This is a genomic window from Haematobacter genomosp. 1 (assembly GCF_002196855.1).
In the GTDB taxonomy this organism is placed as follows: Bacteria; Pseudomonadota; Alphaproteobacteria; order Rhodobacterales; family Rhodobacteraceae; genus Haematobacter.
Window position 1 is genome coordinate 74,463 of the sequence record NZ_NIPW01000006.1, and the last position, 17,369, is coordinate 91,831.

At 67.2% G+C, this 17,369-nt stretch carries 16 protein-coding genes; 14 read left to right on the forward strand and 2 right to left on the reverse strand.

What is annotated here, in order from left to right; translation table 11 throughout:
* Nucleotides 1–25 precede the first annotated feature (25 nt).
* Genes CDV49_RS03905 through CDV49_RS03915 form a run of 3 tightly spaced genes read left to right on the forward strand, consistent with a single transcriptional unit; the run spans nt 26 to nt 3,879 of the window.
* The gene (locus tag CDV49_RS03905) at nt 26–2,737 is read left to right on the forward strand and encodes an ATP-binding protein (protein WP_088214369.1); all 2,712 of its coding nucleotides are present in this window, start codon (nt 26–28) and stop codon (nt 2,735–2,737) included.
* Between the two features lie 42 nt (nt 2,738–2,779).
* A complete protein-coding gene (locus CDV49_RS03910; protein ID WP_088214268.1) occupies nt 2,780–3,670 on the forward strand; it encodes a FliM/FliN family flagellar motor switch protein in 891 nt (296 codons plus the stop codon).
* Nucleotides 3,667–3,879 carry a hypothetical protein gene (locus CDV49_RS03915; protein ID WP_088214269.1) on the forward strand — a complete coding sequence of 71 codons (213 nt, stop codon included), beginning with the start codon at nt 3,667–3,669 and terminating at the stop codon, nt 3,877–3,879. The genes CDV49_RS03910 and CDV49_RS03915 overlap by 4 nt, the downstream gene beginning before the upstream one ends.
* A gap of 139 nt (nt 3,880–4,018) precedes the next feature.
* Here CDV49_RS03915 and CDV49_RS03920 read toward each other — a convergent pair whose 3' ends face one another.
* The gene (locus CDV49_RS03920) at nt 4,019–4,246 is read right to left on the reverse strand and encodes a glycine zipper 2TM domain-containing protein (RefSeq protein ID WP_088214270.1); all 228 of its coding nucleotides are present in this window, start codon (nt 4,244–4,246) and stop codon (nt 4,019–4,021) included.
* 250 nt (nt 4,247–4,496) lie between these two features.
* Here CDV49_RS03920 and murD point away from each other — a divergent pair, with 250 nt between their 5' ends.
* Complete coding sequence (gene murD, locus CDV49_RS03925) at nt 4,497–5,900, forward strand: UDP-N-acetylmuramoyl-L-alanine--D-glutamate ligase (RefSeq protein ID WP_088214271.1); 1,404 nt, start codon at nt 4,497–4,499, stop codon at nt 5,898–5,900.
* Nucleotides 5,901–5,907: 7 nt separating this feature from the next.
* On the opposite strand, the gene CDV49_RS03930 is transcribed toward murD, so the two are convergent.
* Nucleotides 5,908–6,108: a hypothetical protein gene (locus tag CDV49_RS03930; protein ID WP_088214272.1), complete on the reverse strand. Its 201-nt coding sequence runs from the start codon at nt 6,106–6,108 to the stop codon at nt 5,908–5,910.
* A gap of 132 nt (nt 6,109–6,240) precedes the next feature.
* Here CDV49_RS03930 and CDV49_RS03935 point away from each other — a divergent pair, with 132 nt between their 5' ends.
* From CDV49_RS03935 to ftsZ, 10 genes are all read left to right on the forward strand, one after another.
* On the forward strand, nt 6,241–7,188 hold the full coding sequence (locus CDV49_RS03935) for a DUF429 domain-containing protein (RefSeq protein ID WP_143413115.1): 948 nt from the start codon (nt 6,241–6,243) through the stop codon (nt 7,186–7,188).
* 85 nt (nt 7,189–7,273) lie between these two features.
* Complete coding sequence (locus CDV49_RS03940) at nt 7,274–8,437, forward strand: peptidoglycan glycosyltransferase FtsW (RefSeq protein ID WP_088214274.1); 1,164 nt, start codon at nt 7,274–7,276, stop codon at nt 8,435–8,437.
* Nucleotides 8,438–8,440: 3 nt separating this feature from the next.
* Complete coding sequence (gene murG / locus CDV49_RS03945; RefSeq protein ID WP_088214275.1) at nt 8,441–9,553, forward strand: undecaprenyldiphospho-muramoylpentapeptide beta-N-acetylglucosaminyltransferase; 1,113 nt, start codon at nt 8,441–8,443, stop codon at nt 9,551–9,553.
* The gene (gene murC / locus CDV49_RS03950; RefSeq protein ID WP_088214276.1) at nt 9,550–10,992 is read left to right on the forward strand and encodes a UDP-N-acetylmuramate--L-alanine ligase; all 1,443 of its coding nucleotides are present in this window, start codon (nt 9,550–9,552) and stop codon (nt 10,990–10,992) included. The genes murG and murC overlap by 4 nt, the downstream gene beginning before the upstream one ends.
* A 25-nt stretch (nt 10,993–11,017) precedes the next feature.
* Nucleotides 11,018–11,251, forward strand: a complete 234-nt coding sequence (locus CDV49_RS03955; protein WP_088214277.1) for a DUF2484 family protein — start codon at nt 11,018–11,020, stop codon at nt 11,249–11,251.
* Nucleotides 11,252–11,287: 36 nt separating this feature from the next.
* Nucleotides 11,288–12,223: a UDP-N-acetylmuramate dehydrogenase gene (murB, locus tag CDV49_RS03960; RefSeq protein ID WP_088214370.1), complete on the forward strand. Its 936-nt coding sequence runs from the start codon at nt 11,288–11,290 to the stop codon at nt 12,221–12,223.
* Nucleotides 12,224–12,303: 80 nt separating this feature from the next.
* A complete protein-coding gene (locus tag CDV49_RS03965; protein ID WP_088214278.1) occupies nt 12,304–13,215 on the forward strand; it encodes a D-alanine--D-alanine ligase in 912 nt (303 codons plus the stop codon).
* Complete coding sequence (locus CDV49_RS03970) at nt 13,203–14,090, forward strand: cell division protein FtsQ/DivIB (RefSeq protein ID WP_256947228.1); 888 nt, start codon at nt 13,203–13,205, stop codon at nt 14,088–14,090. The genes CDV49_RS03965 and CDV49_RS03970 overlap by 13 nt, the downstream gene beginning before the upstream one ends.
* Nucleotides 14,087–15,421, forward strand: coding sequence for a cell division protein FtsA (gene ftsA / locus CDV49_RS03975; RefSeq protein WP_035708102.1), 1,335 nt, complete (start codon nt 14,087–14,089; stop codon nt 15,419–15,421). The genes CDV49_RS03970 and ftsA overlap by 4 nt, the downstream gene beginning before the upstream one ends.
* A gap of 174 nt (nt 15,422–15,595) precedes the next feature.
* Complete coding sequence (ftsZ, locus tag CDV49_RS03980; protein ID WP_088214280.1) at nt 15,596–17,290, forward strand: cell division protein FtsZ; 1,695 nt, start codon at nt 15,596–15,598, stop codon at nt 17,288–17,290.
* Nucleotides 17,291–17,369: the final 79 nt, after the last annotated feature.

Below are 17,369 nucleotides of genomic sequence, written 5' to 3' on the forward strand. Positions count from 1 at the left end.
CACTGGCGGGAGACGCGGCGCCGTGATCCCGTTCAAACTCCTGCTGCTCGTCTGCCTGGCCTATGTGGTCTTTCTGTTCCTCGTCGCCTTCTGGGCGGAGCGGCAGGCGCAGGCCGGGCGGCTCCGGCTGTTGCGCTCGCCGCTCGTCTATACGCTGTCGCTGTCCATCTACTGCACAGCATGGACGTTTTACGGCGCGGTGGGCTATGCCGCCCGCTCGGGGCTGGAGTTCGCGACCATCTATCTCGGGCCGACGCTGGTGTTTGCCGGGTGGTGGCTTCTCCTTCGCAAGCTCGTACGGATCGGGCGGCAGCAGCGGGTGACTTCCATCGCGGACCTCGTCTCCGCCCGGTACGGAAAGTCGAGCCGTGTTGCGGTGATGGTCACGCTGATCTCCGTCGCCGCCGCCACGCCGTATATCGCGCTGCAACTGCGGTCCGTCACGCTGTCCTTCGGGGTCTTTGCCGCGGACGTGCCGGAGGAGTGGACAGCCTCCGGCTCCGGCACCGCGCTCTGGGTGGCGGTGGGGCTGGCCTTCTTCACCATCCTGTTCGGCACGCGCAAGATCGCCGCGAACGAACAGAACCACGGGGTTGTCGGGGCCATCGCAGTGGAGGCGGTGGTGAAGCTGGTGGCGCTGATCGCCGTCGGTATCTGGGTGGTATGGTTCGTGGCGGCAGGGCCCGTGGACATGTATCGCCGCATCGAAACCTCGCCGCTGGCCGCCAGCACGCTCGTCCCGAGCCGCTGGGCGGGGCTGACGCTGCTGTCAGGGGCGGCGATCTTCACCCTGCCACGCATGTTTCAGGTGCTGGTGGTGGAGAACACCAACGAGCGCTACCTTGCCACGGCGGGCTGGGCCTTTCCGCTCTACCTGCTCGGGATGAGCCTGTTCATCGTGCCCATTGCGGTGATCGGGCTGGAGTATATGCCCGCAGGCTCCAACCCGGACCTTTTCGTCCTGACCCTGCCCCTGTCCTTCGACAAGGGATGGCTCGCCATGCTGGCGTTTCTGGGCGGCTTCTCCTCCGCCACCTCCATGGTCATCGTCGCGGCCATTGCGCTTGCCACGATGGTGTCAAACCATATCGTGACGCCGCTCTGGCTCCGCATCCGGCCGGGCGTGAGCGAGGATCTGCGCGGCGTCGTCCTTACCGCGCGGCGGCTGTCGATCCTTGGCGTGCTCGCCCTCGGCTACGTCTATTACCGCATGATGAACGAGGCCGCCGCCCTGTCCGAAATCGGCCTGATCTCCTTCGTGGGGGCCGCGCAGGTGCTGCCCGCGCTGGTCGGGGGGCTGTGCTGGCGGGGGGCCACGCGATCCGGGGCCATGGCGGGGCTTTTGATCGGCGCGGCACTCTGGGCCTATTGCCTGCTCCTGCCCACATTGGCGCCGGGCTGGGCCGCCGGGCTTCTGACGGCCGGACCCTTCGGCTGGGGATGGCTCCGTCCCACGCATCTGCTGGGGATGGATACGCTGGACCCGCTCCTGCACGCGCTCTTCTGGTCCATGCTGCTGAACACGCTGGCGTATGTTCTGGTGTCGCTCCTGACCTTTCCCACGCCGATCGAGCGTCTTCAGGGCGTTCAGTTCGTTAACGCCTTCGAAGCGGACGCCACCCCCGGCGGCTGGCGGCGGAGCGGGGCAGAGGCGGAGGAGCTTCTGGTGCTCGCCCAGCGGATACTCGGGCGGGACGATGCGCAGGAGTTGTTTTCCAGAGAGGCGGCGGCGCAGGGGCAGTCGAGCCTTCTGCCGGAGACCACGCCCGAATTTCTTGGCAGACTGGAGCGGCGCCTCGCCGGTTCGGTGGGGGCAGCCACGGCGCATGCAATGCTCGCGCAGCTTGCCGGGCGCGCATTGGTGACGGTGGAGGATCTGATGGCGGTCGCCAACGAAACCGCACAGATCATGGAATATTCCAGCCAGCTCGAAACCAAGTCGGAGGAACTGGCCCGTACGGCCCGCCAGCTTCGCGCCGCCAATGAAAAGCTGACGGCCCTCTCCGTGCAGAAGGATGCGTTTCTCGGTCAGATCAGTCACGAGTTGCGCACGCCCATGACCTCCATCCGGGCATTCTCGCAGATACTGGCAGAGGAAGGCGACCTCCCGCCGGAGCGGCAGCGGCACTATGCCGGGATCATGGCCGCTGAATCCGCGCGGCTGACGCGGCTGCTGGACGATCTTCTCGATCTCTCCGTTCTGGAACATGGCGAGGTGCAGCTCGACCTTCAAAAAGTGCGGCTGGGCGATCTCATCGACACCGCGCTTGCCGCGGCGCAGGCGGGAGGTACGGGGCCGCTTCTCCGGCTCGACCGCGATCCGGCGGGGGAGGGGACGGAGATCGTCACCGATGCGGGCAGGCTCACGCAGGTCTTCATCAACCTGATCTCCAACGCGCGGAAATACTGCGACGCGGCGGTTCCCACGCTGCGGATCGAGGTGACGCCCCTGCCGCGCGGGCGGCTTGCGATCGACTTCCTCGACAACGGTCAGGGCATTGCGCCACGTCACCGGGCGCTCATTTTCGAGAAGTTCTACCGAGTCACCGACGGCAATCGCGCGGGAGGCGCGGGTCTGGGGCTGGCCATCTCGCGCGAGGTGATGCAGCGACTGGGGGGCACGCTCTCCTATCTCCCCGGCCAGTCGGGGGCGGCGTTCCGTGTCATGCTGCCGCGCCGTGGTCCGGCGGTGCTGCCGATCCGGGCGGGAACCGGGCGTCGCATCAACCTTCCATAAACCTGTTTCGGGCATCGTACAGCTGTGACGAAGGGATGCGTGATGGCGACAGGCGATTCGGTACTGCGGCGCAAGGCCTCCGCGCGCGCGGTAAGAAAGGCGGCTCCTCCCACGCCTGAGCGGGCGACCCGGCTTGCGCTGCTCCGCGCGGCGCGGAAGGTGGAGGGTCTCGATGCGGTGGTGGAAAATGTGGAGGATGGCCGCCATGGGCTGACGGAACTGCTGGATGCATTGCCCTCGCCCGCGTTCTTCGGTCTGCTCCCCGGCCCGGAGGAGGCGCTGGGACTTGCCGCGTTGAGCTTGCCGGGACTTGCTTCCGTGGTCGAAGCGCGGATGACGGGCCGTCTGATTGCTGCCGATCCACAGGTACGGCGACCGACTGCGACGGACGCCGTGCTGACGGCTGAGTTCATCGACAGTTTCATCAGTGAAATGGCGGAACTGCCTGCCGGATCCGGGCTGCGGGACGTGGCGGGCTTCCGCTACGGCTCCTATCTCGACGATCCCCGGCCTCTTGACCTGATGATGGAGGACCGGACGTATCGCACGCTCCGGCTCACATTGTCCTTCGGCTTTGGCCTGCGCCGCGCGGTGCTGCTGCTGGCCATCCCGGAGATGGAGCGCGCCCGGGTGGATGCCGTGCCCGCGCTGCCGCAACCCATGCTCGCCGCGGAGGAATGGTCGCGGCGGCTGGAGGCGCAGGTCTCCCGCGCGGCGCTGCGTTTCGACGTCCGGCTCGCCCGGCTGACCCTGCCGCTCGGAGCGGCGACGAGCCTGCGGCCGGGAATGGTCCTGCCGCTGGACGGCGCCTCGCTCGAGGCGGTCCGCCTCGTCGGTTCAGATGGGCGCGACATAGCGGAGGGGCGGTTGGGCCAGCTGCAGGGGCGGCGCGCGCTGCGCCTGTCCGGGCCGCTTCTGGGAGAGAATACATGAGGCTGATTGCCCTGATTCTCCTCTGCAGTGCCTGCGCGCGGACACCGGCGACCCCGCCGGAGGTGGTCATCAGCGACGCGGCGGACCAATGTGAGGAGCTGGGCTTCCTGCGTGGGTCGTCCGATGAGGCAAGTTGTGTCCAGCGACTTTTCGAGCGGGAGGCTGCTGCGCGAGAGGCCGCGTTGCAACGGGAGCTCGACAGGTCCTGAAGTTCGTGAACCGGCTCCGGGGCTCGGCCGCATCACTGCCCAGGAACGGAGTGCGCAACGACGTCCCGCAATGCAACAGAGGCGGCTGATCGCCGCCTCTGGGAATGAGTCTCGCGGCTGACTTGCCGGCCGCTTGCGATCAGCGGCAGGCGACCGATTGGCCACCCATGGCGCCAGCCGCGCCGCCGGCGGCGGTCATGATGGTGCGGCCGCTGCCACCCCCGAAGGCGTTGCCCGCCGCTGCGCCAAGCGCCGCGCCGCCCACGGTGCCGATCCCGCACTCCAGTTGGCGCTGCTGATGCGGTGTCGGATTGCATGCCGCGGCGAGGGCGAGGGCGGAAAAGGCGAAGACGAGACGGTATTTCATGAGGTATCCCCTGACTGCGATTTTTCCGTAACCTACCCAAATGATGCAAAGACACAAGCATGGCGAGCGATGACTCGCGCAGAGTTGCTGTCCGGGCCGTGTCCGGGAAGCGACCGGCGGGAGGCCGCTCCCCCCGGACAGGATGCATCTTGCCGTGGCATCCGCCAGTTCCGCGCGGTAATCGGAGATGACAACGAAGCAGCCGTTCGTGGCGATACGGAGCGGCGCATAAAAGCAGGAGCGGCGGGACATGATACCGGTCAGGGGGGTTGAGGGGCAGCGCATCGCTGTTCTGGGGCTGGGCCGGTCTGGCCTTGCGACGGCGCGTGCCCTGATCGCGGGCGGCGCGGAGCCGCTTTTGTGGGACGACAGCCCGGAATCGCGCGCCCGCGCCGAGGCCGAGGGGTTCTCCCTGCATGATCTGACACGTGAGGGCGCCTGGAAGGGCGTCTCGCTGTTGGTGGTCAGCCCCGGCATCCCGCATCTCTACCCCCAGCCCAACCGAATCATCGCGCGCGCGATGATGGAGGGGGTGCCGGTTGACAACGATATCGGCCTGTTCTTCCGGTCCTGGGGCGAAGCGGACTGGGCGCGCTACGATCAGCCGCCGCGTGTCATCGCAGTGACCGGGTCCAACGGCAAATCCACCACGACGGCGCTCATCCACCACATCCTGACCGTCGCCGGGCGGCCGACGCAGATGGCGGGCAACATCGGCCGTGGCGTTCTGGATATCGAGCCTCCGGTGGATGGGGAGGTGATCGTGCTGGAGCTGTCTTCCTATCAGACGGAGCTTGCCCGCGCGCTCACGCCCGACATAGCCGTGTTCACGAACCTTTCGCCCGACCATCTGGACAGGCATGGCGGCATGGGCGGCTACTTTGCCGCGAAGCGCCGACTGTTCGCAGAGGGCGGCCCTGATCGCGCCGTCATCGGCATCGATGAGACGGAAGGGCTGTTCCTCGCGAACCAGCTCTCGCAGGGCCCGGCGGATGATCGGGTGATCCGCATCTCCGTCGCCCGGAAGCTGGAGGGGGAGGGGTGGAGCGTCTTTGCCCGCCGCGGTTTCCTGTCGGAATGGCGCAAGGGGCGGCAGGTCGCCTCCATCGACCTGCGCAGGATCAGGGGTCTTCCGGGCACACACAACCACCAGAACGCCTGTGCGGCCTATGCGGCGACGCGCACGCTCGGTATCGCGCCGCGCGTGATCGAGCAGGCGTTCCTGAGCTTCGAGGGCCTGCCCCACCGCAGCCAGATCGTCGCGGAGCGCGCGGGCGTGACCTTCGTCAACGATTCCAAGGCCACAAACGTGGATTCCGCGGCCAAGGCTCTGGCCGCCTTTCCGAGTATCCGCTGGATCGCCGGCGGGCTGGGCAAGGACGGCGGCATCACGATGCTGAAGCCCTTGCTGGGGCCTGTCGTGAAAGCCTATCTCATTGGCCATTCCGCCCGGGATTTCGCGCTCGAGATCGGTGAGACGCCGCATGAAATCTGCGAAACGCTGGACCGTGCCGTTGCCCGTGCGGCCGAGGAGGCAGAGGCAGGAGATACCGTCCTGCTCGCGCCTGCTGCGGCCAGTTTCGATCAATATCCGAACTTCGAGAAACGCGGCGAACATTTCATGGAACTGGTCCGCGCCCTGCCTCCCGCATGACCCCGGCTCAGATTTCTTTTTCGGTGGTTGCGGTGTTGCAGCGCCATCGGGCGATCCGCCATTTCGGATGGCTGTCCACCCAGCGGGCGAGTTCCGGCTGCGCGCTCATCATGCAGGTGAGCGGCGTGACTTCGATGAACAGCAGGCTTTTCTTTTCGCAAAGCGCGGGTGCGGCGGTCAGACAGGCGATGAAAGCGAGTTCGATCATGGCGGGCCTCCGGTTGAAGCTTGGGCCTCCCTCTGCAAACGTTGCAGCGAATCGGGTGTTCCAGACCATTCGCATTTTCGGTGATGCAGCAGCCGACGCCACGTCCCTGTATTTCCGGCGAGGGTGATTGCCGTGGAAACGATCATCCATGCGGACTGGAGCGTCGCTGTGCAAAAGCGGTGGCAGGCGCGGGCGGCGCGTGAGGGTGGGGTCTGGACGCTTCACCCGCCGGTGAGGGGGTTGGAGGCCACGGATCTGCTCCGCACCTCCCGCGCGGGCCGTCTGATCGCAGGGTTCGACTTTCCCATCGGCGTTCCGGCCTTTTACGGCCGGCAAACGGGGTTTCGCGATTTCCCAACGCTGCTGGACGCGCTGGCTGAGGAGGATTGGGCGGCCTTCCTGTGCGTCGCTGCAGAAAGCGATGAGATTTCGGTGAAGCGTCCCTTCTATCCGCACCGGCCCGGCGGGCGCCGGCAGGAGGATCTCATCCGCGCGCTGGGGGCCGAGCGGATGGATGATCTACGCCGGTGCTGTGACCGTGCGACCGACGAAAGGCCTGCCGCGCCGCTTTTCTGGACGCTGGGCGCCAATCAGGTTGGCAAGGCCGCGCTGGACGGCTGGATGCGGGTCATCCTGCCCGCGCGCCGGGCCGGTGCGGCGCTCTGGCCCTATGATCGCGGCACGGAGATGCTGGAGCGGCCCTTCATCCTCGCGGAAACCTATCCGGCGGAGGCGATGCGCCGTCTGAAGTTCATGCCGGAGGGCCGCTTCAGCAAGCGGCGGCAGGCCGACCGGGCCACGGTGGCCGCCCGCGTCATTGGCTGGGCGGAGCGTCTGGGCGCAAGGCTCTCGACCGAACTTCTCACCGCACTCACCCAGGGTTTCGGTGCAGACAGGACGGCGGAGGATCGCTTCGACGCCGTGGTGGGCCTGTGCGGTATGATCGACCTCGTGGAACGGAAGGGCAGGGCGGAGGTGCCCGCGCTGGACGACGTTCACCTGTGGGAAGGCTGGATCTTCGGGAGAAGCCTGTCGCTCGCGCCCGCTCACGCAGGCGTGGCAGGGGAGCGGGTGTATTGACGCTGGCGCGAAACCACGGTTTCGGCTAGGTTACCGCATCAGACCCGGGCGAAACCGGGCGTATAGGGCAGAGGGCAGTCTTCCCATGACGGAAATGGTCTACGGCACTGCGCCCGTTCGGGCCGGTGAGCCTATACTCCCGCGGTGGTGGCGGACCATCGACAAATGGGCCGTTTCGGCCATCCTGCTGCTGTTCGGCGTGGGATTGCTGCTGGGCCTTGCCGCCTCTCCGCCGCTGGCCGCGCGCAACGGGCTGGACCCGTTCTATTACGTCAATCGTCAGATGTTCTTCGGCGGCATCGCCATCGCCGCGATGTTCATCGTTTCGATGATGTCGCCCGAAATGGTGCGGCGCGCCGGGGTGATCGGCTTTTTCGGGGCCTTTCTGGCGCTGGCGCTGCTGCCGTTCTTCGGGACGGATTTCGGCAAGGGGGCGATCCGCTGGTTCTCCTTCGGCTTCGCATCCGTGCAACCGTCGGAGTTCCTGAAGCCCGGCTTCGTCATCCTCTGCGCCTGGCTGATGGCGGCGGGGCAGGATCCGAACGGCCCGCCCGGCAAGACGATGTCGCTCCTCATTGCGGGTACGGTCGTCGGGATGCTGGCCATGCAGCCGGACTTCGGTCAGGCCGCGCTGATCCTGTTCGCCTGGGGCGTGATGTATTTCGTGGCGGGCGCACCGATGACGCTCCTGCTCATCGTCGCAGGGATCGTGGGGTTCGGCGGGACAGTGGCCTATGAAGGTTCCGAGCACTTCGCCCGCCGAATCGACGGCTTCCTGACCGCCGAGATCGACCCGCGCACCCAGATCGGCTATGCCACCAACGCCATCCAGCAAGGCGGCTTCTTCGGCGTGGGCGTGGGCGAGGGCGAAGTGAAATGGTCGCTGCCCGATGCGCATACCGACTTCATCATTGCCGTCGCGGCGGAGGAATACGGCCTGATCCTCGTGCTGTGCATCATAGGGCTGTTCTGCCTCATCACCGTACGGTCGCTGTTCCGGCTGACGCGGGAGCGGGACATGTTCACCCGCCTCGCGGGGACGGGACTTGCCTGCCTGTTCGGGGTGCAGGCGATGATCAACGTGGGCGTCGCGGTGCGGATGCTTCCGGCCAAGGGCATGACGCTGCCCTTCGTGAGCTATGGCGGTTCCTCGCTCATCGCGGGCGGGATCGTCGTGGGCGCGCTGCTCGCCTTCACCCGGACCCGGCCGCAGGGGCGGATCGGCGACATCCTGACGAAGGGGCGCTGATCCATGGCCGCCGGCGAGGCATCACCGCTCCTGCTCATCGCGGCGGGTGGCACCGGCGGGCACATGTTCCCCGCCCAGGCGCTGGCGGAAGCGATGGTGCAGAAGGGCTGGAGGGTCAAGCTCTCCACCGATGCGCGGGGCGCGCGCTACACCGCCGGTTTCCCGCAGGCCGTTCCGGTGGAGGAGGTGAGCTCTGCCACCTTCGCGCGCGGAGGTCCGCTGGCCAAGGCCGCGACCCCGTTCCGCATTCTGGGCGGCGTTCTGGCAAGCGCGCGGGCCCTTCGCCGCGACCGGCCCGCCGTTGTGGTGGGCTTCGGCGGCTATCCGACGATTCCGGCGCTCGGGGCTGCCTGGCTGCTTGGTCTGCCGCGCATGATCCATGAACAGAACGGCGTTCTGGGCAAGGTGAACACCGCCTTTGCTTCGCGGGTCGATGCCGTGGCCTGTGGCACGCGGCCCACCGCCCTACCTTCAGGGGTGGAGGGGGTGCATACCGGCAATCCTGTGCGCACGGCGGTGCGGGAGAAGGTCGGCGCTTCCTATATCCCCCCTTGCGAGGGGGTGATCCATCTGCTGGTCATCGGCGGCAGTCAGGGCGCGCGCGTTCTGTCCGACGTGGTGCCGGAGGCCATTGCCCGGCTGCCGGAGCGGCTCCGCACCCGGCTTTCGGTCTCCCACCAGGCACGGGAGGAGGATCTGCCCCGCGTGGTGGAGGCCTATCGCAAGGCGGGCGTGGTGGCCGAGGTGCAGACCTTCTTTACCGACGTGCCCCGGCGGATCGAGGAGGCGCAGCTTGTCATCTCCCGCTCCGGCGCCTCGTCGGTCGCCGATATCGCGGCCATCGGCCGGCCGTCACTGCTGATCCCCTTTGCCGCTGCCGCTGCGGATCACCAGACCGCCAATGCCCGCGGGCTGGCCGAGGCAGGTGCCGCCATCGTCATTCCCGAATCCCGGCTTGAGCCTGCCGCGCTTTCGGAGCAGATAGCGTCGGTCCTGTCGGACCCTGCCCGTGCGGAGGCCATGGCCGATGCCGCGCGGGGCGAAGGCCGCCCCGATGCGACGGAACGGCTCGTCACCCTGGTCGAAGCGATCGCCAACAAAGGAAAGAACCGATGAACGCTGCCACCAAGCTGCCGCTCGAACTCGGCCCCATCCATTTCGTCGGCATCGGCGGCATCGGCATGTCGGGCATTGCCGAGGTGCTGATGACGCTCGGCTACACCGTGCAGGGATCGGACGCCAAGGCGTCGAAGATCACCGACCGGCTGGTGGGGCTGGGAGCGACCTTCTTTGAGGGGCAGCGGGCGGAGAATATCGGCGAGGCGGCGGTGGTTGTCATCTCCTCTGCCATCAAGCGCGGTAACCCCGAACTGGAGGAGGCGCGGCGGCGCAACCTGCCGGTCGTGCGCCGGGCGGAAATGCTGGCGGAACTGATGCGGCTGCGCTCGAACGTCGCCGTGGCGGGAACCCACGGCAAGACCACCACCACCACGATGGTCGCGACGCTGCTCGACAAGGGCGGCTTCGATCCGACCGTCATCAACGGTGGCATCATCCACGCCTACGGCTCCAATGCGCGGGCGGGCGCGGGCGAGTGGATGGTCGTGGAGGCGGACGAATCGGATGGCTCCTTCAACCGGCTTCCGGCGACCATCGCCATCGTGACCAATATCGACCCGGAGCATATGGAGCACTGGGGCACCTTCGACGCGCTGCGGAAGGGGTTTTACGATTTCGTCACCAACATTCCGTTCTACGGCATCGCGGTCTGCTGTACCGATCATGCGGAGGTTCAGGCGCTGGTGGGCCGTGTGACCGATCGCAAGGTCGTAACCTTCGGCTTCAATGCGCAGGCCGACGTGCGGGCGATGAACCTGCGGTATGAGAACGGGACCGCCGCATTCGACATCCTCCTCCAGAACGAGGAAGGCGGGCTGATCGAGGGCTGCACCCTGCCCATGCCGGGGGAGCACAACGTGTCGAACGCGCTGGCGGCCGTCGCCGTGGCGCGGCATCTGGGCATGAAGAAGGACGAGATTCGCACGGCGCTGGCGGCGTTTGGCGGGGTGAACCGGCGCTTTACCAAGGTCGCCGAGGTGAACGGCGTCACCATCATCGACGATTACGGCCACCATCCGGTGGAGATCGCCGCTGTGCTGAAGGCCGCGCGTCAGGCAACGAAGGGCCGCGTGATCGCCGTGCATCAGCCGCACCGCTATTCCCGGCTGCACAACCTGTTCGAAGAATTCTGCACCTGCTTCAACGACGCTGATGTGGTGGGCATCACCGATGTCTATTCCGCGGGCGAGGAGCCTGTGGAAGGTGCCGACCGCGATCACCTCGTGGCAGGGCTGATCGCGCATGGCCACCGTCATGCCCGCGCCATTCTGGACGAGGACGATCTGGCCCGGCTGGTGCGGGAGCAGGGGCGCCCCGGCGACATGGTGGTGTTGCTGGGTGCAGGTTCCATCTCCGGCTGGGCGCATGGCCTGCCCGCGCGTCTGGAAGGCCGGCAGGGCGGGGCGCGCGTCACGCCGCTTCGCGCGCGGGCCTGAGGGGGATGGCCGCAGCCATGGCGATATGACCTTCTCCTTCCTGCTGTCTGCCCTGTGGCTCCTGCTGGCGGCCGTGCTGGCGCGGCGTGGCTGGCGGGGGCGGCGGCGGGTCGTGCTGGTGCTGCTGGCGACGGGCATTCCGGTGCTGGGCCTCCTCACCCATTCCTGCGGGCCGGTGCTGGGGCTTGTCGCGCTCGGGATCGGCATGACCGTCATGGCGATGACCCAGCGGCCGCCGCGTCGCCGCCTTGACGGATGAGTTGAGCGGCGGGGCATGTCGCGCTATGGGATCGCCATGACCGACACGCTTCCCCTTCCCGCCGTGCGCGGCACGCTCACCCCCTCGCGCCCTCTGGCGGATCTGACGTGGCTCCGCGTCGGCGGTCCGGCAGACTGGTTGTTCCAGCCCGCGGATGTGGAGGATCTCTCCGGCTTCCTCGCCGCGCTGCCTCCGGCGATTGCGGTCTTTCCCATCGGCGTCGGTTCCAACCTCATCGTGCGGGATGGCGGTATTCCGGGTGTGGTGATCCGACTGGGCCGGGGGTTCAATGGGATCGAGACGGGGGACGGCACCGTCACGGCGGGGGCGGCCGCTCTCGATGCCCATGTGGCCCGGAGGGCCGCCGCCGAGGGGCTGGATCTGACGTTCCTGCGCACGATTCCCGGCTCCATCGGCGGTGCGGTGCGGATGAACGCGGGTTGCTACGGCACCTATGTAGCCGACCGTTTCGTGAGTGCGGAGGCGATCCTGCGCAACGGCGATCGGGTGGTTCTGGGGCGGGAGGCGCTTGCCTTCGGCTATCGGGAGACCTTTCTGCCCGAGGGCGCGGTGATCGTCTCCGCCACCTTCCGTGCGCCTGCCGGTGACCCGTCGGCGCTGGAGGCGCTGATGGCGGAGCAGGTCGCCCGCCGCGATGCCTCCCAGCCGGTGAAGGAGCGGACGGCCGGTTCCACATTCCGCAATCCGTCAGGTGCAAGCTCCACGGGCCGTGCCGACGACAGCCATGAGATGAAGGCGTGGAAGCTCATCGACGACGCGGGCATGCGCGGCGCGCGGCGGGGCGGGGCGGAGATGAGCCCGAAACACGCCAATTTCCTCGTCAATACCGGGGGGGCGAATGCCGCCGATCTGGAGGGGCTGGGCGAGGAGGTCCGAAATAGGGTGTTCCAATCGAGCGGTTTGTGGCTAGAATGGGAAATCATGCGCGTCGGAAAACCGGCGGGCAGTTGACGGCCTGTTGGGCTGGCCAATAACCAAAAGGGGGACAACCCCCTGATAACAGGGCGAAAGCCCGGACGAGGCGGTGGGGCATGTCGAGCAGGGCAGCCCCCAAGGTGGCGGTACTGATGGGTGGGCCTTCCGCGGAGCGGGAGGTATCGCTTGTCTCCGGGCGTGAATGCGCCGGCGCGCTGAGGGTGGCGGGTTACGATGTGGTCGAGGTGGACGCGGGGCCGGATCTGGCCGCGCGCCTTGATGCCATTCGCCCTGATGTCGCGTTCAATGCCCTGCATGGCCGCTGGGGGGAAGACGGCTGCGTTCAGGGCCTGCTCGAATGGCTGCGGATCCCCTATACCCATTCGGGCGTTCTGGCGTCCGCCCTGGCGATGGACAAGATCCGGGCCAAGGCCGCCTTTGCCGTCGCCGGCCTTCCTGTGGTCGAAAGCTGCCTCGCCACGGCGGAGGAGGTGCGCGAACGTCACGTGATGGCCGCGCCCTATGTGGTCAAACCCCATAACGAAGGATCATCCGTCGGTATCCATATCGTTGCAGCCGCCAACAACGGGCCTCCCGCGCTGACCGGCGTCTCCGGCACGATGATGCTGGAAACCTATGTGCCCGGGCGCGATCTGACGGTCGCGGTGATGGGGGCTGAGCCGCTGGCCGTGACCGATATCATCACCGAGGGATGGTATGATTACGACGCGAAGTACCGCCCCGGCGGGTCGCGTCACGTGGTGCCCGCCGATATTCCCGCCGACGTGGCGGATGCCTGTCTCGACTATGCGCTCCGTGCCCATCGGGTGCTGGGTTGCCGGGGGATCAGCCGCTCCGATTTCCGCTGGGACGACTCCCGCGGGGTCGCGGGGCTGGTCATTCTGGAGACGAACACCCAGCCCGGCATGACCCCCACCTCTCTTGCGCCGGAGCAGGCGGCGGCACGGGGCATCTCCTTCCCGGAGCTGTGCCGGTGGATCGTGGAGGATGCCTCGTGCGATCGGTGATGCGCCGCGATCCTGCCCCATCCCGTATCGCCTACCGCCTTCAGCGGATCTGGCTGACCCCGCTTTACCGCCGCCTGATACGCACGGGTGTACCCGTGCTTCTGGTCGCCGCGGTGGCTGGCATCTGGTTCTCCAACGCGGATCGCCGCGCGCAGGTGGCGGGTGTCGTTCAGGACATCCGCGCCCGAATCGAGAGCCGGCCGGAGTTGCAGCTCGTCCGTCTCACGGTGAGCGGCGCTTCGCCGGAGACGGAGGAGGCGATCCGTTCCGGGCTGGCCATGCAGTTTCCTGTTTCGTCGCTGGCGCTCGACCTGAGCGCGCTTCGCGCCCGGGCCGAAGGGCTCGATGCCGTGCGCCGCGCCGATGTTCGGGTGCGGCCGGAGGGGACGCTGGAAGTCGCGGTGACGGAACGTCTGCCGATCGTCGTGTGGCGGAATGCCGATGACCTCGTGCTGCTGGATGAGGCCGGCCACCGCGTGGCCGGGCTGGAGAACCGCATCGACCGCCCGGACCTGCCGCTGATCGCCGGTCCGGGTGTTCAGGACGTGGTGCCGGAAGCGATGCGGCTGCTTGCCGCGGCAGAGCCGTTGCGCACGCGCATCCGCGGTCTTGTCCGCATCGGGGAGCGGCGCTGGAACCTCGTGCTCGACCGCGGGCAGGAGATCATGCTGCCGGAGCAGGATGCCGTCGCCGCGCTGGAACGCGTCATCGCGCTCGATCAGGCGGAGGATCTGCTGGATCGCGACGTGACGGTCGTGGACATGCGCATCGGCCGTCGCCCGACCCTCCGCCTTTCCGAAGAAGCCATCGCCGCGCTGCAGGGGGCAAGCCTCACCGCACGCAATACACGCCAGACCAAGGGAGCCCTGCATTGACCGACCTCTATCAATCGCAACGTGCGATGCGGAACATGCGCAGGGCGGCCATGCAGCGGGGAGTCGTGGCGATTCTCGACATCGGCACTTCCAAGATCGCCTGCGTGGTGCTGCGGTTCGACGGGCCGGACAGTTTCCGCGAGCAGGATGGAGTGGGGCCGATGGCCGGCCAGTCCTCCTTCCGCATCATCGGCGCTGCCACCACCCGCTCCCGCGGCGTGCGCTACGGTGAGGTGGCCGCGATGCAGGAGACGGAGCGCGCGATCCGCACCGCCGTCACCGCCGCCCAGAAGATGGCCAATGTACGGGTTGACCATGTCATCGCCTGCTTTGCCGGAGGCGAGCCGCGCTCCTACGGGCTGGCGGGCGAGGTGGAGGTTTCCGACAGTCTGGTCACCGAGGAAGACGTGGCTCAGGTGCTGTCCGCCTGCGAGGTGCCACCCATCGGTCATGGGCGCGAGGTGCTGCACGCCCAGCCGGTGAACTTCGCGCTCGATCACCGCTCCGGCCTTGCCGATCCTCGCGGCCAGATGGGGCGGCGGCTGGCCTGCGACATGCACCTTCTGACCGTTGAGGGTGCGGCGGTGCAGAACCTCCTCCACTGCATCAAGCGCTGCGATCTGGAACTCGCGGGGATCGCCTCCTCCGCCTATGTCTCCGGCATGTCGGCGCTGGTGGAAGATGAGCAGGAGCTGGGTGCGGCCTGTATCGACATGGGCGGCGGCGCCACCGGGCTGTCGATCTTCCTCAAGCGCCACATGATCTATGCCGACAGCGTGAGGATGGGGGGGGAGAATGTCACCTCCGACATCGCGCAGGGCCTGCGCATCCCGCTGGCCACCGCGGAGCGGATCAAGACCTTCCACGGCGGCGTCGTGGCAACAGGCGTCGATGACCGCGAGATGATCGAGATCGGCGGCGATTCCGGCGACTGGGAGAAGGATCGCCGGACCGTCAGCCGCTCCGAGCTGATCGGCATCATCCGTCCGCGGATGGAGGAGATACTGGAGGAAGTGCGCGCGCGTCTCGACGCTGCGGGCTTCGAGCATCTCCCCTCCCGGCAGATCGTGCTGACCGGCGGATGCAGCCAGATGCCGGGGATCGACGGGTTGGCCGCGCGGATCCTGGGCCAGCAGGTGCGTCTTGGCCGTCCGCTCCGCGTGCAGGGCCTGCCGCAGGCGGCCACGGGTGCCGCTTTCGCTTCATCCGTGGGGTTGTGCCTTTTTGCGACTCACCCGCAGGACGAGTGGTGGGATTTCGATATCCCGATGGGTCGCTATCCGGCGCGCTCCCTGCGCCGCGCGGTCAAATGGTTCCGCGAGAACTGGTAACCGCTACATCCTGCGTCGTAGGCGAAATCCCGCTTGCCGCCCCTGCGCGGCAGGCCAGATTTTGTAGGAAAACCGCGTTTTTTTCGTGACCTTCGCTGCCACACACTGTAGCCTTTAGGTAACGTGCGGGAAAAAATCGGCCATGAGCCGGCACAGGCAGGCGGGACCAGAACCATGACATTGAACCTGACGGTCAACGACCAGGAAGAGCTGAAGCCGCGTATCACGGTGTTCGGCGTCGGCGGGGCAGGTGGTAACGCCGTCAACAACATGATCGAGAAGCAGCTTGAGGGTGTGGAGTTCGTCGTCGCGAACACCGACGCGCAAGCGCTCCAGCAGTCGAAATCCACCGCACGCATCCAGATGGGCGTGAAGGTGACGGAAGGTCTGGGCGCCGGTGCGCGTCCTCCCGTCGGCGCCGCCGCGGCCGAGGAGACGATCGAGGAGATCGTTGACCATCTCGCCGGCGCGCACATGTGCTTCATCACCGCAGGCATGGGCGGCGGCACCGGAACGGGCGCCGCGCCGATCATCGCGCAGGCCGCGCGTGAACTGGGTGTGCTGACGGTCGGCGTCGTGACCAAGCCCTTCCAGTTCGAAGGCAACAAGCGGATGCGTCAGGCCGAGGAGGGGATCGAGAACCTCCAGAAGGTCGTCGATACGCTGATCATCATTCCGAACCAGAACCTGTTCCGTCTGGCCAATGAGCGCACGACCTTTACCGAAGCGTTCCAGATGGCCGACGATGTGCTGTATCAGGGCGTGAAGGGCGTGACCGACCTCATGGTGCGTCCGGGTCTCATCAATCTCGACTTCGCCGACGTTCGCGCGGTGATGGACGAGATGGGCAAGGCCATGATGGGCACCGGTGAGGCAGAGGGCGAAGATCGCGCCATCCACGCCGCGGAGAAGGCGATCGCCAACCCGCTGCTGGACGAGATCAGCCTGAACGGTGCGAAGGGTGTCCTCATCAACATCACCGGCGGTTACGATCTGACGCTGTTCGAACTGGACGAAGCGGCGAACATCATCCGCGACAAGGTCGATCAGAACGCCAACATCATCGTCGGCTCCACGCTGGATACGACGATGGAGGGCCGGATCCGCGTCTCCGTCGTGGCGACCGGTATCGACGCCGCTCCCGTGGCCGATGAACTCCCCGTGCCGCGCCGCAGCCTTGCCGCGCCGCTCGCGCCCCAGCAGGCGCAGGCTGAGCCCGTCCAGCACACGCCGCAATTCGTCCCGCAGCAGCCCGCCGTGCGGGAGCGTCCCCAGCCGCAACAGTTCCACGCGTCCCAGCAACCGGTTCAGCAACCCGCTGCCCGGGCACCGCGTCCGGCTCCGCAATCGCAACCGCAGCGCCAGCCGCAGGAGCCGAGCTTCGATGCCTATGCGGCTCGGCAGGAACCGCAGCAGCGCTATGAGGAGGCGGACGACCTGCCGCCGCCGGCTTATCAGCCGCAACCCGCCTACCAGCCGCAGGCTGCGCGGAACTATCCGGTCAATGACGATCCCGCGGCCTTCGTCGCTCCCCGTGGTGCGCGCCCCGCGGGCACCCCTTCTGAGGAGACGCTCGCCCGTCTTCATGCCGCGGTGAGCAAGTCGCCCGCTCCGCAGGCCGCCCGCCCCGTGGCGCAGCGCCCGCAGCAGGCTCAACCCGCCCCGGCGGCAGAACGTCCGCGCATGGGGATCAGCTCCTTCATCAACCGGATGACCGGGCATGGTGAGGCAGCCGCTCCGGCGGAGCGCCCCGCGCCGCAACAACCCCGCCAGCAGCCGCAGGTTTCGGGTTACGAGGAAGAGCCGAACATGTCGCCCGAGCAGGAGCGGATCGAGATTCCGGCCTTCCTGCGGCGTCAGGCAAACTGAATAAACCAAGAAACTTCGTGAACAAAACCTGAGAGGGTCGAAGCAATTCGGCTCTCTTTTTATTTTTGTTTTCAGTTGT

What these genes read in the sequence shown, in the direction of transcription:
- CDV49_RS03910 (WP_088214268.1), top strand. Translation starts at nt 2,780, where the DNA reads ATGGCGACAGGCGATTCGGTACTGCGGCGCAAGGCCTCCGCGCGCGCG.
- CDV49_RS03915 (WP_088214269.1), top strand. Translation starts at nt 3,667, where the DNA reads ATGAGGCTGATTGCCCTGATTCTCCTCTGCAGTGCCTGCGCGCGGACA.
- CDV49_RS03920 (WP_088214270.1), bottom strand. Translation starts at nt 4,246, where the DNA reads ATGAAATACCGTCTCGTCTTCGCCTTTTCCGCCCTCGCCCTCGCCGCG.
- murD (WP_088214271.1), top strand. Translation starts at nt 4,497, where the DNA reads ATGATACCGGTCAGGGGGGTTGAGGGGCAGCGCATCGCTGTTCTGGGG.
- CDV49_RS03930 (WP_088214272.1), bottom strand. Translation starts at nt 6,108, where the DNA reads ATGATCGAACTCGCTTTCATCGCCTGTCTGACCGCCGCACCCGCGCTT.
- CDV49_RS03940 (WP_088214274.1), top strand. Translation starts at nt 7,274, where the DNA reads ATGACGGAAATGGTCTACGGCACTGCGCCCGTTCGGGCCGGTGAGCCT.
- murG (WP_088214275.1), top strand. Translation starts at nt 8,441, where the DNA reads ATGGCCGCCGGCGAGGCATCACCGCTCCTGCTCATCGCGGCGGGTGGC.
- murC (WP_088214276.1), top strand. Translation starts at nt 9,550, where the DNA reads ATGAACGCTGCCACCAAGCTGCCGCTCGAACTCGGCCCCATCCATTTC.
- CDV49_RS03955 (WP_088214277.1), top strand. Translation starts at nt 11,018, where the DNA reads ATGACCTTCTCCTTCCTGCTGTCTGCCCTGTGGCTCCTGCTGGCGGCC.
- murB (WP_088214370.1), top strand. Translation starts at nt 11,288, where the DNA reads ATGACCGACACGCTTCCCCTTCCCGCCGTGCGCGGCACGCTCACCCCC.
- CDV49_RS03965 (WP_088214278.1), top strand. Translation starts at nt 12,304, where the DNA reads ATGTCGAGCAGGGCAGCCCCCAAGGTGGCGGTACTGATGGGTGGGCCT.
- ftsZ (WP_088214280.1), top strand. Translation starts at nt 15,596, where the DNA reads ATGACATTGAACCTGACGGTCAACGACCAGGAAGAGCTGAAGCCGCGT.